17 protein-coding genes are annotated in these 14,337 nt (G+C 33.6%); 10 read left to right on the top strand and 7 right to left on the bottom strand.

The window, feature by feature from the left end; genetic code table 11:
• Positions 1-47: 47 nt before the first annotated feature.
• The 5 genes from Q0893_RS01080 (at position 48) to Q0893_RS01060 (ending at position 5,436) form a co-directional block, all read left to right on the top strand.
• Positions 48-347, top strand: a complete 300-nt coding sequence (locus Q0893_RS01080) for a hypothetical protein (RefSeq protein WP_298901398.1) — start codon at positions 48-50, stop codon at positions 345-347.
• Between the two features lie 88 nt (positions 348-435).
• Positions 436-2,007 (top strand): SulP family inorganic anion transporter, encoded by a 1,572-nt coding sequence (locus Q0893_RS01075; protein WP_299271930.1) that lies wholly within the window; start codon positions 436-438, stop codon positions 2,005-2,007.
• Positions 2,008-2,018: 11 nt separating this feature from the next.
• A complete protein-coding gene (locus Q0893_RS01070) occupies positions 2,019-2,825 on the top strand; it encodes a universal stress protein (RefSeq protein ID WP_299271928.1) in 807 nt (268 codons plus the stop codon).
• Positions 2,826-2,919: 94 nt separating this feature from the next.
• The gene (locus tag Q0893_RS01065; protein WP_298901403.1) at positions 2,920-4,788 is read left to right on the top strand and encodes a SulP family inorganic anion transporter; all 1,869 of its coding nucleotides are present in this window, start codon (positions 2,920-2,922) and stop codon (positions 4,786-4,788) included.
• An 18-nt stretch (positions 4,789-4,806) separates the two neighbouring features.
• Positions 4,807-5,436 (top strand): carbonic anhydrase family protein, encoded by a 630-nt coding sequence (locus tag Q0893_RS01060; protein WP_298901404.1) that lies wholly within the window; start codon positions 4,807-4,809, stop codon positions 5,434-5,436.
• Between the two features lie 54 nt (positions 5,437-5,490).
• Here Q0893_RS01060 and Q0893_RS01055 read toward each other — a convergent pair whose 3' ends face one another.
• Entirely contained in the window at positions 5,491-6,018 is a 528-nt protein-coding gene (locus tag Q0893_RS01055) for a CvpA family protein (RefSeq protein WP_298901405.1), read from the bottom strand.
• 113 nt (positions 6,019-6,131) lie between these two features.
• Here Q0893_RS01055 and Q0893_RS01050 point away from each other — a divergent pair, with 113 nt between their 5' ends.
• Together Q0893_RS01050 and pheS are read left to right on the top strand one after the other, a co-directional pair.
• Complete coding sequence (locus Q0893_RS01050) at positions 6,132-6,488, top strand: hypothetical protein (RefSeq protein ID WP_298901406.1); 357 nt, start codon at positions 6,132-6,134, stop codon at positions 6,486-6,488.
• 173 nt (positions 6,489-6,661) lie between these two features.
• Entirely contained in the window at positions 6,662-7,681 is a 1,020-nt protein-coding gene (gene pheS, locus Q0893_RS01045) for a phenylalanine--tRNA ligase subunit alpha (RefSeq protein ID WP_298901407.1), read from the top strand.
• On the opposite strand, the gene Q0893_RS01040 is transcribed toward pheS, so the two are convergent.
• Entirely contained in the window at positions 7,678-9,030 is a 1,353-nt protein-coding gene (locus tag Q0893_RS01040) for a carboxypeptidase-like regulatory domain-containing protein (RefSeq protein WP_299271923.1), read from the bottom strand. The two genes, pheS and Q0893_RS01040, sit on opposite strands and share 4 nt — an antisense overlap.
• A gap of 86 nt (positions 9,031-9,116) precedes the next feature.
• Here Q0893_RS01040 and Q0893_RS01035 point away from each other — a divergent pair, with 86 nt between their 5' ends.
• Entirely contained in the window at positions 9,117-9,512 is a 396-nt protein-coding gene (locus Q0893_RS01035) for a hypothetical protein (protein ID WP_298901411.1), read from the top strand.
• Positions 9,513-9,676: 164 nt separating this feature from the next.
• On the opposite strand, the gene Q0893_RS01030 is transcribed toward Q0893_RS01035, so the two are convergent.
• From Q0893_RS01030 to Q0893_RS01020, 3 genes are all read right to left on the bottom strand, one after another.
• Positions 9,677-9,985: a GIY-YIG nuclease family protein gene (locus tag Q0893_RS01030; RefSeq protein WP_298901413.1), complete on the bottom strand. Its 309-nt coding sequence runs from the start codon at positions 9,983-9,985 to the stop codon at positions 9,677-9,679.
• Positions 9,986-10,087: 102 nt separating this feature from the next.
• Positions 10,088-10,396: a GIY-YIG nuclease family protein gene (locus Q0893_RS01025; RefSeq protein ID WP_298901414.1), complete on the bottom strand. Its 309-nt coding sequence runs from the start codon at positions 10,394-10,396 to the stop codon at positions 10,088-10,090.
• A gap of 95 nt (positions 10,397-10,491) precedes the next feature.
• Complete coding sequence (locus Q0893_RS01020) at positions 10,492-11,493, bottom strand: NAD(P)H-dependent glycerol-3-phosphate dehydrogenase (protein WP_298901536.1); 1,002 nt, start codon at positions 11,491-11,493, stop codon at positions 10,492-10,494.
• A 129-nt stretch (positions 11,494-11,622) separates the two neighbouring features.
• Between Q0893_RS01020 and Q0893_RS01015 the strand changes: the two genes are divergently transcribed.
• Positions 11,623-12,567, top strand: coding sequence for a nicotinic acid mononucleotide adenyltransferase (locus Q0893_RS01015; protein ID WP_298901415.1), 945 nt, complete (start codon positions 11,623-11,625; stop codon positions 12,565-12,567).
• Positions 12,568-12,763: 196 nt separating this feature from the next.
• A complete protein-coding gene (gene lysM / locus Q0893_RS01010) occupies positions 12,764-13,273 on the top strand; it encodes a peptidoglycan-binding protein LysM (protein WP_298901416.1) in 510 nt (169 codons plus the stop codon).
• Between the two features lie 121 nt (positions 13,274-13,394).
• On the opposite strand, the gene Q0893_RS01005 is transcribed toward lysM, so the two are convergent.
• Together Q0893_RS01005 and Q0893_RS01000 are read right to left on the bottom strand one after the other, a co-directional pair.
• On the bottom strand, positions 13,395-14,072 hold the full coding sequence (locus Q0893_RS01005) for a hypothetical protein (RefSeq protein WP_299271919.1): 678 nt from the start codon (positions 14,070-14,072) through the stop codon (positions 13,395-13,397).
• Between the two features lie 18 nt (positions 14,073-14,090).
• Positions 14,091-14,297 (bottom strand): hypothetical protein, encoded by a 207-nt coding sequence (locus Q0893_RS01000; RefSeq protein ID WP_298901418.1) that lies wholly within the window; start codon positions 14,295-14,297, stop codon positions 14,091-14,093.
• Between the last annotated feature and the right edge of the window lie 40 nt (positions 14,298-14,337).

The following is a 14,337-nucleotide window of genomic DNA, read 5'->3' as shown; positions in this document are numbered from 1 at the left end:
AAAAAAATCAAAAATCTAGACTTATATTTGTTCCTTCATTTGAAATTATGAACAGAAACCTACTAGCCATATTTTTTTCATTGTTTTTTTTAACGCTTGTTACAGCGCCTACAATTCTCGTATTTGTTGAGGATTCTGTTGACATAGCATTTTTCTATGATATTTCAGAAGAAGAGGAAGAAAAAAGTAATAAAAAGAATAAAGAGTTTGAAAAATTTGTTGTCGATTTAGACACCGAATCGGATAACTTACTTACTTCAAAAGCTAGTATAGATTTGGAATATTCGTATAAAACTTATCCGAAACCGCACCTTAATTTAATTTCTCCACCCCCCGAATTCATTTAATAATTTTAAGAATAACTGGATATACTATATCCAAAAAAATTATTAAAAATAGCTATTGAGTTTCTCTTTAGCCTAAATGAATTTATATATGTTTAAAACTATTAAGACTGACTTGCCAGCGAGTATAGTCGTATTTTTTGTTGCACTACCTTTATGTTTAGGTATTGCATTAGCCAGTGGAGCGCCTCTTTTTTCAGGACTTATAGCTGGTATTATTGGGGGAATTGTTGTAGGAAGTTTAAGTGGGTCTAAAATTGGAGTTAGTGGTCCAGCTGCAGGTTTAGCGGCAATTGTTTTAACCGCAATTACAACGCTAGGAAGTTATGAAAATTTCTTAGTTGCAGTTGTTCTAGGAGGTATTATTCAATTAATTTTTGGTCTTCTTAAGGCCGGAATTATTGGTTATTATTTTCCATCTTCAGTTATTAAAGGAATGCTTACAGGAATTGGGATTATCATTATCTTAAAGCAAATTCCTCACTTTTTTGGTTATGACAAAGCCTTTACACTTTTCAAAGGAAGTGGAGAAGGCGCAGTTAGCCAAATCCTAAGCATTTTTGATCATATCCAAATTGGATCTACCGTTGTTGGAATAATAGGACTATTAATTTTAATACTTTGGGATAAAGTTTTATCTAAAAAAGGAAAGATATTTAGTATAATTCAAGGGCCCTTAGTAGCCGTTGTATTTGGAATTGTCTTTTTTTTACTAACGAAATCTAATGAAAGTTTAGCCATTGCCGAAGCACATTTAGTTAGTGTGCCAGTTCCTGATGGATTTGATTCTTTTATAGGTCAGTTTAGCTTTCCAAATTTTTCTGCAATTACAAATCCAGATATATGGATTGTAGCTTTTACAATTGCATTAGTTGCAAGTTTAGAAACCTTATTATGTGTTGAAGCTACAGATAAATTAGATCCACACAAAAATGTAACACCAACAAATCGAGAATTATTAGCTCAAGGAACAGGAAATATATTATCTGGATTAATAGGTGGATTACCAATTACCCAAGTAATTGTAAGAAGTTCGGCTAATATTCAATCTGGCGGTCGTAGTAAAATGTCTGCCGTTATTCATGGTTTTTTATTGTTGATTTCAGTAATCTTAATACCAAAATTGTTGAATATGATTCCTCTATCAGTACTAGCTGCAGTGTTATTAATAGTTGGTTTCAAGTTAGCAAAGCCTTCATTGTTTAAAAAGATGTACAATTTAGGGTGGAAACAGTTTGTTCCATTTATGGCAACAGTTTTACCAATGGTGATTACTGGAGATTTATTAATAGGAATTGGTATGGGATTAGCAATTGGAATCATTGTGATTTTAATAAAAAGCTACCAAAACTCGCACTTTTTACACATTGAAGATAAGAGTAATGGCAAGCATAAAATTAAAATGACACTTGCCGAAGAAGTTACATTTTTCAATAAAGGAGCAATCTTAAAAGAGCTTGATAGCTTACCTAGAGACACGTATCTAGAATTAGATGTAAGGAAAACAAGATACTTAGATAATGATATTATTGAGATTCTTGACGACTTCGCTTTTAAGGCAAAAGAGAGAAATATTGACATTCAACTTATTTCAGAACGTGGTGTTGTTGAAAACCCAGATAGCTTTATAGAATTTTTTAAACTAAGACCAAAAACCGCCTAAAATTATAAAATATGAAGACAAATAAATATAAAATACTTGTGCTTTCTGATATGAAAAGTACAGCGACAAGAACCATAAAAAACAGTATTAGCCTTTCTAAGATGATTGATGGAGACATCCATTTTTTTCATGTGAAGAAACCAACAGAAGTTGTAGAAAAAGAGAGTCAATTGTCTGCTATGAGAACAATTAATAAGGCTCATGTGTCTATTTCAAGTGATATTCAAAATTTGATAGAACCTATAGCTAAAGATTATAATACTACGATCTCCTATAGTCATACGTTTGGTAACGTAAAAAATGAAATTTTAGATTGCATTAAAAAACAAAAACCAGATATTATAGTCTTAGGAAGACGTAAATCAAAGCCAATTAATTTATTAGGAGATAAGCTTACAGATTTTATAATCAAGAATTATAATGGAGCTATAATGATTGCGTCAGATGAGGGTTTATTAGAACCAGAAAAAGAACTATCTCTTGGGTTATTTAATGATGCTAATACAACATTTAACTTAGAATTCGTTGATGCCTTATTTAATCATACACAAAAGCCATTAAAGTCCTTTAGAACAGATCAGGAATTGGTTGAGACCAATGGAAAAAATAACATTGCAAAAGAAGATACAGTGGAGTTGGTTTTTGATTATGGAGATAATTCTATTAAGAGCTTATCTAACTATTTAGCAAAAAGTGATGTTAATTTATTGTGCTTAAATAGAGACAGCAGTAAAACCGCAAATAATAAACCTAGAATTAAAGATGTAATAAACAATGTGAATGTGTCGTTGCTCATTTCCGAAGAGCAAAAACAATAGTGATAAATTCGTGTTAATTGGAGAAGCTAAGGCCTAATATATTTTTTTTTAATTTAAAAAATTATATTTTTAAGGATAAACCAACACTTAAATTATGAAAAACTTATTTTCAAATATCAAAGGCGATGCTTTTGGAGGTATTACAGCCGGAATTGTAGCTTTACCCTTAGCCTTAGCTTTTGGAGTGTCATCTGGTCTTGGACCTAGTGCAGGATTATACGGAGCCATTTTTATTAGTTTCTTTGCAGCATTTTTTGGCGGAACCAGTACACAGATTTCTGGTCCTACAGCGCCAATGACTGCAGTAAGCATGGTAATTATAGCAGGAATTATTGCTACTAATGATGGAAGTGTAGAAAAAGCACTGCCGGCAATTCTAACTGTGTTTTTATTGGCTGGTTTGATGCAAATTGGATTAGGTGCCATAGGACTTGGTAAATACATTCGGTATATCCCTTATCCTGTTGTTTCTGGATTTATGACTGCCATTGGTGTCATTATTTTAATTACACAAATTTTGCCTTCGCTTGGATACTATCCTAAAGAAGACATGGATTATGTCAACCAGTTTAAACCGCAGGCCGAAGAAGTTATTTTAGAAAATATTTTAAAAGATGAAGCCGGAGAAGGTATTCTAGTTTTAGAAAATTTTAAGGTAACTATAGATAGAGCAAATAAAATCACTCAGGACGATATTTTAAAAGAGTCTCAGACGCTTGCGGCGAAAAATGCTTCAGGTGTTTTAGGAGCGCTTAAAGTGTTGCCTAGAGCACTTAAAAATATTAGCTGGCTCGAAGTGATACTGGCCTTGGGTACTATATTCATAATTTATGGGTTTAAACGGATAACCACCAAGATTCCAAGCACGCTTGTTGCTCTGGTTGTGATGTCGGCCATAGCAATCTTTGGGAATTTAGATTATAAACCTATTCCTGAAATTCCAGAAGGTTTACCAGTGCCAAACTTAGAAATTATCACAAGTTTTAATTTAAGCTCTATAACGCCTTATATTTTTACAGCTTTAGCCTTGGCATTATTAGGAGCTATAGATTCACTATTAACAAGTATAGTGGCAGACAATATGACCAAAACCAAGCATAAACCTAATAAAGAACTGGTAGGGCAAGGTATTGGTAATAGTATTGCCGCTTTATTTGGAGGTATTCCTGGAGCAGGTGCCACTATTCGTACTGTAGTAAATATTAACTCGGGTGGAAAGACTAAACTATCAGGTATGATTGCTGGGGTATTACTATTTAGTATTTTAATGATTCCTGGATTACCAAATTTGGCGTCTCAAATACCTGCAGCTGTTTTAGCAGGAATATTAATTACAGTAGGTATTGGAGTGATGGATTATAAAGGTTTGAGGGCCATTCCTGCCCTACCAAAAGACATCAAAATTGGACCTTTAAAATTGAGTTCAGAGGTGGTAATAATGCTAGTTGTATTAATACTGTCTTCTTTTTGGGATTTGGTATATGCCGTAGGTATTGGCCTTGTCATTGCCTCATTAATGTTCATGAAAAAAATTGGAGACCTTACAGCAGAGCGATCCGATGTGAAATCTTTAAAAGAAGAAGCTTGGGCAGATGAAGGCAATTTTCCTGTCAATTTACAAGAAGAAGTTTTTGTAAAGCACATTAAAGGACCTCTGTTTTTTGGTTCAACTAGCGACTTCCAAGCTCTTGCTCAGCAAATTCCAGATACAGCCGTTACTGTAATTATGCGATTAGACCGTATGCAGTACATGGATCAGTCTGGATTATATGCTATGGAAGATATGTTACAAGACTTAAAACAAAAGGACGTTACAGCATTATTTGTTGGCTTACTCAAGCAACCACGATATATGATGGAGCGTATTGATATCATTCCAGATTTTATTTCCGAAGACCATATTTTTAATTCGTTTGATGAGTGTATCGAATGGATTAAAACCAACGTAAAAGATCAACATTAACAATAAAAATTATAACAAATGAAAAATATAGCAATAACAAAAGATGTTCAAACCGCATTAACACCAAATGGTGTATTAGAAGATTTATTACAAGGTAATAATCGTTTTACTAATGGAAATTCTCAAGCTACAGATAATTCGGCTTTAGTAAATCAAACTACAGGCGGACAGTTTCCTAAAGCGGTAGTGCTATCGTGTATAGATTCTCGTGTACCTGTTGAAACGGTATTGGACCAAGCCATTGGTGATATATTTGTGGCGCGTGTTGCAGGGAATTTCGAAAATGTAGACATCCTTGGAAGTTTAGAGTATTCTTGTAAAGTGGCAGGGAGCAAATTAATTCTTGTACTAGGACATGAAAGTTGCGGAGCTGTTAAAGCAGCTTGTGATGGTGTAGAGTTAGGAAATATTACAGCCATGCTAGATAATATCTTACCAGCCGTTAGAAAATCTGCCGAAGAGGTTGAAGGTGAGGCTAATTCATCTAATGGCGCCTTTGTCGCTAAAACAGTAGAAAATAATGTTAGATTAACTATTGATCGTATTCGTGCTAAAAGCCCGATTTTAAAAGAAATGGAGGATAATGGAGAGATTAAAATCGTTGGTGGTGTGTATAACTTACACACAGGAAAAGTAGAAATGCTTTAAGACAATTAGTTTCAAACCATACAAAAACTGTCTATATTTCAATAGGCAGTTTTTTTATGCCTCATCATTAGTATCATCGTTATCATCAAGGTCTTCTTTGCCTTTGTTTAAGATGCTAGGAAAAATCATAGGAGCTAAAGATCTTACAGGCTTATAAAGCACAGAGTCTTCAAGGTCTTCTTTATCTGCAAATGGAATCGAATTATTCATAGTATCAAAGACAATAAGTAACACGCTAAGAATTAAGCCAATTTTTAAAGCGCCAAATACGCCTCCAAGCAGTTTGTTTAATACGCCAAGTGCTGCAAAATCTGCTAATTTCGTCAAGGCTTTTCCAGCAAGGGCAATAGCCAAAACAATAATGACAAACGTAATAGCAAAGGCCACTATATTAATGTACTTTTCATCCCAGTCAAGTCGGCTATCTAAAAACCCAGCGGCAAAATTACTAAAGTGAATGGCACCATAAACACCAGCAATAAGTGCTACTAAAGAAGCTACCTCTACAAAAAGCCCTTTCATAAAACCCCTAACGAGTCCAAATAACAAAAGCGCGCCTAATATGATATCAATTACAGCCATAGTCTAGTTAATTTTAACAAACCTACATAAATTTTCCCATTTTAAATTAATAACGCTAAAGTTGATGTTATAGTTTACTAACTTTGCAAACTAACTATCTTTGATTAGAATATATGGCTAGAGATGAGCAATTAAAACAGCGTTGGGAAGAAGTGGTAGAGAAATTATCTGCGCGATTTTCAGATGGTGATCCTTTAGATTTAGATGCCATTATTTATCTAATAGGTGTCCAAGAACTAGGGCAATTAGACCGTCGATTTAAAAAAGACCACAAGTTAGATCTTATGCATATTGCCATTTGTAAATTGCTTACACCTTACGGATTTTATGAATTCGATTTTGTAGATGACGATGGTTGGCCGCATTACAAGGTAAAAGAGCAACTACCACCATTAAAAGCAGGAGAACAAAGTATTTTAATGAAAGACGCTATTGTCAATTACTTTATAGAAACAAATTTTATAGATTAAATCTGGGCGTTCCACGCTTCCGCCAAGCGCTACAGCGTGTCAGGCTCTCGGCAGTCGCTTCCCGATAGCCATCGGGAGAGCTTCAACAAATGCCTCCATCCTTAACGCAAATCTCGATAAATTGATTAAATTTGCGTTTCATTTTAAGTTAGCAAACCAAACGCAGCACAGGCATGATAGATAAGATAAAAGAACTCATAGCAGAAGCCGAAGCTTTTACAACCCAATCTAAAGAAGAGGTTGAAAATTTCCGTATAAAATATTTAGGGTCTAAAGGGCTCTTAAAGCAATATTTTGCAGAATTTAAAAATGTGGCAAATGAGCAAAAAAAGGAGTTTGGTCAAACCATTAATCAACTCAAAAAAACCGCCGAAGAGAAAGTTAATGCTTTAAAGGAAGAGTTAGAGAATAAGGAAGAATCGGCAGGAATTTATGGCGATTTATCACGTCCTGGTGAACCTATCGAAATTGGTGCACGCCATCCCATTTCCATAGTTAAAAACCAGATTATCGATATTTTTTCACGCATTGGTTTTAACGTCAGTGAGGGTCCAGAAATTGAAGACGATTGGCATAATTTTACTGCATTAAACTTACCAGAATATCATCCTGCTCGTGATATGCAGGATACATTTTTTATTCAAACCAATCCAGATGTGTTACTACGTACGCATACCAGTTCGGTGCAGGTACGATATATGGAAAATAACAAGCCACCCATTCGTACCATTTCTCCTGGCCGTGTGTTTCGTAATGAAGCTATTTCGGCACGTTCACATTGCTTTTTTCATCAGGTGGAAGGTTTATATATTGATAAGGATGTAAGTTTTGCCGATTTAAAGCAAACCCTTCAATATTTTACTACCGAAATGTTCGGGAAGTCTAAAATTCGTTTACGACCGTCATATTTCCCGTTTACTGAGCCAAGTGCTGAGGTAGATGTGTATTGGGGTTTAGAAACTGAAACCGATTATAAGATGACCAAAGGAACAGGTTGGTTGGAAATTATGGGCTGTGGTATGGTAGATCCTAATGTACTAGAAAACTGTGGTATAGACTCTAAAGAATACTCTGGTTTTGCATTCGGTATGGGCATCGATCGTATTGCCTTATTACTTCACCAAACTAGTGACATCAGATTACTTAGCGAAAATGATGTACGTTTCTTAGAACAGTTTAAGAGCGCGCTTTAATTAACGTCTTTGGAATTAAAAAGCTTTGTTTTGTCAAATTCGTCTAGGTCTATAACATATAAACTTGATGATGCCTTTTTAGAATACTCGTTTAACAAATATCCACCAATGATATAAAGTTTATTTTGGTGATAATGCATTTTAGGCCGGTTGAGATCTAAATCAATTTTATAAGATTCTAAGACTTTGGTTTTTGTATTATAGTTAAGAAGTCGCCTATTATTAAATATGTAAATCATATGCTTATGAACAGCTAAAGCAGGATATTCCATGGCGTTGAATAGGGAGCCTTCTGTATTCCATACTCCAGTTTTTATAGCAAAAGATTCAATAGTATTCAACTTTTTCCCATTACTACCACCAATTAGATATATAACATCATCAATGATGACACCCTGGGTTTCTTTTTTAATTGTCATTTTGGGAAGTTCATACCAATGCCCAGAGCTTATATTGTAAATGTGAGACGCATCGGTAAACATTTTTTTTCCTTTTTTATTTTTCGAAAAAGAACCGCCCATAACAATAATGTTATCGTTGTATGTAAATGATGCAAAGTTTATGGCTTGATGCGGATTGGTATGATCAATTGTAATTTGTCTGGAACCCATATCAAAGACTTCAATCTTATCATCCAAATATTCCTTTTTTCTATTTATAGATAATCGTTTCCCTCCCAAACTATAAAGTTCATTTCCGTAGCAATTGAGATTATGGTATGCTCGATTTCTAAATTTGGTTTCAGAAACAGACCAACTATTATCTTCGATATTATAGATTTGAAGCTTGTCTGTATAGTTTTCAAAAGAAAAATTTTGGTTCATCTCCTTTATAAGATCAGCAAAACTACCTCTAGGTAAATTACTCACTGCTAATAGCGCTCTTTTTCCAGAATCTTCAATTTGCGATGAGTTTCCACTAATCACATATATGTTATTCCCTACAACCTGAGAGTCAAATGCAAATACGCCTGTCTTTAGAGGTTTCAGCCTTTTAAAGTGTATTCTAGATTTTAATTTTTTAGATGAATTAATGACAACTTCATTAAGATTTTCTAGCTTTTTAGACAGATAAATCTTGTTATTTGTAGGTAACAACATTGTTAGTGCTATAGCCTTACTATGATAACCCATTAACGAGAATTCTAAGTAATCATTTTCAGTTGGGCGAGAATTTACTTTAATATTGAAAACTCCATTAGCATCCGAAACAGAACCAGTATTATATTTTTCGAAATAAACAGTTACATTTTCAATAGGTTCATTAGTTTCAGAATCTAAAATTAGTCCACTGATATTTTGCGCAATAATCAACTGTGAAAAAATGAAGAATATCAATGTTAATCTCATAAGGTTTATCATTTGTAACAATAATCTAAGTTCGATTATTTTTATGAGAGTATCAAAATCTTAACTTTATGTTTTAGTTTTGCACCATGAAAAAGGACATTCATATCCCAAAAGTAGAAGATGTATTTGTTGCTGTAGTGCAAGAGCAACACCCAGAGTATAAAACCGATGATTGGAATGCTTATATCATCAATAATAAAGACGTTGATCTTGATACGGTTTTAATTGTGTCTAAAGGCTACTCAGAAGACAAGGTTACTCCTGTGATGCGTCATACGATAAAACTCCTCCCAGCCAGAAGTTATGCTAAAATAGAGTTCATGCAAAACGATGTCTTGCAATTAAACAACGAGTTTAAAGTCACCTTCTTTGAAGGCAATGCGATGTTAGATAAAACCTATTTGTTTAGAAAAAACACCATTAATACAAAGGCATTGCAAAGCATTCCGCTCATGCAATTAAAAGGTGTTTTGGTAAAGTGATGGTTTGTCATTGCGACAGAATCTGAGCTGTTTTTAACGTAGTTACTGTTATAAAAACGTTGATTTTAAATTAACAAAGATTTCTCGACAAGCTCGAAATGACAATTGATTGTTATTCACATGTGATGTATTGTCATTCCGACCAAAGTGGAGGAATCTATCATTTAGACAGTATCATTTAGAAATAACCATTCTGGATTATTCGAATTTATTAGAGTTTCTTTTTTGTTCCTATTCCACTTTTTTAATTGTTTCTCTCTTTTTATAGCATCTTCAACCTCAAAAAAATGCTCGAAGTAAATAAGATATTTGCATTTGTATCTATGTGTAAATGATTTAGAATTCGAGGAAGGAGTATTATGATAATAAAGTCGATCACGAAGATTATTGGTCATTCCAATATATAATACAGTTCGATGCTTATTCGTTAAAATGTAGATGTAATAATTATGATTACCGATTAATTTCGCCATGAAATAAATTAACAAAGGTTTCTCGACAAGCTCGAAATGACAATTGATTGTTATTCACATGTGGTGTATTGTCATTCCGACCAAAGTGGAGGAATCTATCATTTAGACAGTATCATTTAGAAATAACCATTCTGGATTATTCGAATTTATTAGAGTTTCTTTTTTGTTCCTATTCCACTTTTTTAATTGTTTCTCTCTTTTTATAGCATCTTCAACCTCAAAAAAATGCTCGAAGTAAATAAGATATTTGCATTTGTATCTATGTGTAAATGATTTAGAATTCGAGGAAGGAGTATTATGATAATAAAGTCGATCACGAAGATTATTGGTCATTCCAATATATAATACAGTTCGACGCTTATTCGTTAAAATGTAGATGTAATAATTATGATTACCGATTAATTTCGCCATGAAATAAATTAACAAAGATTTCTCGACAAGCTCGAAATGACAATTGATTGTTATTCACATGTGATGTATTGTCATTCCGACCAAAGTGGAGGAATCTAATCCAATTTTTCAGTCAGTTTCTTAAACACCTTTTTTGGGTTCTTATTCTCATACAAAATACTGTAAACGGCATTAATAATAGGTAAGCGCGTTTTCTTAACATTTTTGAGATTAAGCTCATGTGCACTCTTGGTGGCGTAATAGCCTTCGGCCACCATATTCATTTCCATTTGTGCAGACTTTACAGTATAACCTTTACCAATCATATTCCCAAACATACGATTACGAGAAAATGTAGAATAGCCCGTTACTAACAAGTCACCTAGATAAGCCGAATTATTAATGTTACGCTTCATTTTGTGCATCTTTTTAATAAAGCGTTTCATCTCTCTAATAGCATTACTCATCAATACACTTTGGAAGTTATCACCATAACCTAAGCCATGTGCAATACCAGCAGCAATGGCATAAATATTTTTTAGCATGACTGCATATTCGGTACCAATAATATCATCACTAATTTTTGTTCTAATATAGTTGCTAGATAAGGCATCGGCAATGGCCTGAGCTTTATCTGGATCTGCACAAGAAATAGTTAAATAAGACAGACGCTCTAATGCGACTTCTTCGGCATGACAAGGTCCAGCAATTACTGCAATATTTTGGAAAGGAATATTATAAATATCATGAAAATGCTCACCTACTAATAATCCAGATTCGGGCATTATTCCTTTTACTGCAGATACCACAGTTTTCTGTGAGATGTCTACCGTTAATTTTTGGAGTTCACCATGAATAAAAGCAGACGGAATTACAAATATGAGCACATCTGCCCATGCAGCAATTTCATTAATATCATTACTAATTTTAAGCTGCTCGGTCTTAAACTCTACAGAACTAAGGTAACTAGGGTTGTGCTGTTCTTTGAGTAAATGTTCTTTAGTATACACACTACGCATATACCAACCAATTTCATCTAGGTTTTCAGAAAGCATTTTTACAATGGCAGTGGCCCAACTTCCTGCACCAAAAACAGCATATTTTAATGGTTGACTCATAAATGGATTATAATTAGTGTCATTCAAAAATACATAATTTATACGCTTTTCCGAAGGGAAAACCATAGACTTTAAATTTTTGGCACGTGTTTTGAAAGTTAAGAAAGTGTAACCCTAAAACGAACGATTATGAAAACGATAAAAATACTCTTAGGCTTTGCTTTAACAGCAACATTATTAACGTCTTGTTATACAGACGAGGTGATTATCACAGATAACAATCCTGGTATTTCATTAAACCAGTTGTTAAACTCATATGAGTTATGGTATGTTGATATCAATCAAACCTTAGGAAATGGAGAAACACCGTTTTTACAAATTGCGTTTACGGTATCATTTAGAAATGGCGTTTTATATGCGAATAACAATTTGGTAGGTTTTGGAAGCCAAGGCAATGGTTATGGTATTGATGTTGGAACCTATGATGCTTATAATATGATTTTAGATATCAATCACGACATTGATGGGTTTGAAACTTTTGATGTTTATCAAATTGATAATAATACAATCGAGTTGTATAATCCGTTTAATGACACATCATATTTCTTAAATGGATACCAGAGAAACAGCTTTGATTATGACTTTGTATTCTATGACAATATTCACTATTTCTTACAGGAGTATGAGGCTTGGGAAAAGACATATACAAGTGAAATGGGTGTGTTAAATGAATTTGATAATGAAAATTACCTTCAGTTTTTAGCTGGTGGAAATGACTCAGAGTTTAGAAGTTCTCAAGATGTAAATATCTCAAACCCAGATAATATCTATTGGGATTACACAGGTGTTTATGGTGTTGGAGACATTAGTAATAATATGTACTTAAAAACATTAACACTAGATTATGATTTCTTTGACAATGAATACTTCGAATTGAGCGTTATTAATGATCAAAGGATAGAATTATTTCATCCATCGTCTGAAACGGTATATGAATTTACAGGACGCGGATACATTCAATTCTTAAGAGAAGCAGATGCTTCAGGAAAGCGTATTGACGGTACGAAAAAATTAAAAAAACGTAAGCAGAAAACTGCTAAAAAAGATAACCCTCGGGTAAGTACAAGGAGCTAGATTTTGGTTGGTTATTTAGACTCCATAAGGCGCCCATCTCATGCATTTGAGATGGGCGTTTCTTCGTTTAATAGGCATTAAGTGACTTATAATGAGATCTTGTGTCTTAGTTATGGAGTTGGTTGTATAATTGGAATTGCTAAGAAATTTCACCAACTTTACAAGTACTACATTATTAACATTAAAACAATTAACTATGGGACTATTTTCATTTATTAAAAACGCGGGCGCAAAGGTCTTCGGAATAGGAAAAACAACAGAAGAGGAAGCAGCAGAAGCAAGAGCAAAAGCAAGGAGAGAAGCAGATGCAGCAGAGTTAAAATTGGAGGAAGCAGCAGCACGTAATTTAGAAGAAACAATTAACGATTTACAATTGCGAGTAGACAATCTATATGTAGTTGTTGATGATGAAATGGCTAGAGTTTCTGGTATGGCTTATGATCAAGCAACTAAAGAGAAAGTAGTGCTTGTTATAGGTAATACTGCAGGAATTTCTACGGTTGATGATCAAATGACAGTAGAGCATGTAGAGCCAGAAGCACAATTTCATACTGTAGCTAGTGGTGATACTTTAGGAAAAATTGCAAAGCACTATTATGGTAATGCGATGAAATATCCTGAAATATTTGAAGCTAACAAACCAATGCTAACAGATCCTGATAAAATTTATCCAGGACAAGTATTACGTATACCACATTTAGACTAAGGTTTAGATGGATGATAAAAAAAGCGCAACCAACGGTTGCGCTTTTTTTATGATTGGTGATGTATTGATCTCATTGTTATTCTCTTTATTGCAAATACTTAAGTGCTTTTGAAAACCCAACTTAAAAATCACCAGGCTTAATCTGGTGAATTTCATACCATTTATTGGCTCTCTTTTCATAAATAATTATGTATGGATAAATTCCGTTTGGCTTAACAAACCCATACAATAATGCGTATTTTTTATTTATGGTATACATTGGTTTCGACATATACCACGCCCTTTTTGTTTCTGAATTTGGCGGATGTATCGTTTTAAATTTTTTGTAAACAATAGAATCCCATTGTCCATTAGACAATTGTTTTTTATAATTTGCATACTCTGCATCAGCGTACACTTTATGAACTATAGAGTCTAATTTAATATTAATCCAAGGTTTATTTAATTCACTTTTATAAATGCTATCACCTTTTACAATATCTACGAAAATCATTTTACCATTTACGATCTTAGATGTACTCTTTGGCATTTTAAGAAACGAATCTTGCTTTAACTCTAAATATTCTTTGCATTTATTGAGTATAAAACTATTAGTATTACTTAAACCAAATACTAGGGAGTCGTTTTTGGGATTATTAGCTTTTTGACTAGCAATCTGCTCTGACACATATAAGCTCAAAAGCTTATAATCATCATTATCTGGTTGTGATTCTTTTGGAGCGCAGTTTAGCATTAATGCTAAAACTAATGCGATTTTTAATTTATTCACACTTTGTGCCTTTAGCTTGTTCTGTTCCATTTTGTTCATTTACTGCTATTATTGAATAGGCTGGGTTGCTTTTATTGTAGCAACAAAATCACGCACATGTTTATAATCTGAGAGTTTTCCTTTTCTGAATACATCATTATTAACGCCTTTTTCTTGAAGATTAGTAGTATCGTTGCTAACATCTTCCTTTTGACAAGAAAAGGTAATGACAAGAAGCCCTAAACATAGAAACACACATTTACGTAGGTATTTCATAAGGTATAAATAGTTTTAAATGACGCCTGTTGTTTACAGC

This window comes from uncultured Psychroserpens sp. (assembly GCF_947494225.1).
GTDB lineage: Bacteria > Bacteroidota > Bacteroidia > Flavobacteriales > Flavobacteriaceae > Psychroserpens.
The sequence above is the reverse complement of the archived record's forward strand: the minus strand, read 5'-3'. Positions and strand labels throughout refer to the sequence as shown.

Coding starts and splice junctions, on each gene's coding strand:
- Q0893_RS01080 (WP_298901398.1), top strand. CDS start 48: ATGAACAGAAACCTACTAGCCATATTTTTTTCATTGTTTTTTTTAACG.
- Q0893_RS01035 (WP_298901411.1), top strand. CDS start 9,117: ATGAAAAAGGACATTCATATCCCAAAAGTAGAAGATGTATTTGTTGCT.
- Q0893_RS01030 (WP_298901413.1), bottom strand. CDS start 9,985: ATGGCGAAATTAATCGGTAATCATAATTATTACATCTACATTTTAACG.
- Q0893_RS01005 (WP_299271919.1), bottom strand. CDS start 14,072: ATGGAACAGAACAAGCTAAAGGCACAAAGTGTGAATAAATTAAAAATC.
- Q0893_RS01065 (WP_298901403.1), top strand. CDS start 2,920: ATGAAAAACTTATTTTCAAATATCAAAGGCGATGCTTTTGGAGGTATT.
- Q0893_RS01055 (WP_298901405.1), bottom strand. CDS start 6,018: ATGGCTGTAATTGATATCATATTAGGCGCGCTTTTGTTATTTGGACTC.
- Q0893_RS01025 (WP_298901414.1), bottom strand. CDS start 10,396: ATGGCGAAATTAATCGGTAATCATAATTATTACATCTACATTTTAACG.
- Q0893_RS01020 (WP_298901536.1), bottom strand. CDS start 11,493: ATGAGTCAACCATTAAAATATGCTGTTTTTGGTGCAGGAAGTTGGGCC.
- Q0893_RS01060 (WP_298901404.1), top strand. CDS start 4,807: ATGAAAAATATAGCAATAACAAAAGATGTTCAAACCGCATTAACACCA.
- Q0893_RS01070 (WP_299271928.1), top strand. CDS start 2,019: ATGAAGACAAATAAATATAAAATACTTGTGCTTTCTGATATGAAAAGT.
- lysM (WP_298901416.1), top strand. CDS start 12,764: ATGGGACTATTTTCATTTATTAAAAACGCGGGCGCAAAGGTCTTCGGA.
- pheS (WP_298901407.1), top strand. CDS start 6,662: ATGATAGATAAGATAAAAGAACTCATAGCAGAAGCCGAAGCTTTTACA.
- Q0893_RS01040 (WP_299271923.1), bottom strand. CDS start 9,030: ATGAGATTAACATTGATATTCTTCATTTTTTCACAGTTGATTATTGCG.
- Q0893_RS01050 (WP_298901406.1), top strand. CDS start 6,132: ATGGCTAGAGATGAGCAATTAAAACAGCGTTGGGAAGAAGTGGTAGAG.
- Q0893_RS01015 (WP_298901415.1), top strand. CDS start 11,623: ATGAAAACGATAAAAATACTCTTAGGCTTTGCTTTAACAGCAACATTA.
- Q0893_RS01000 (WP_298901418.1), bottom strand. CDS start 14,297: ATGAAATACCTACGTAAATGTGTGTTTCTATGTTTAGGGCTTCTTGTC.
- Q0893_RS01075 (WP_299271930.1), top strand. CDS start 436: ATGTTTAAAACTATTAAGACTGACTTGCCAGCGAGTATAGTCGTATTT.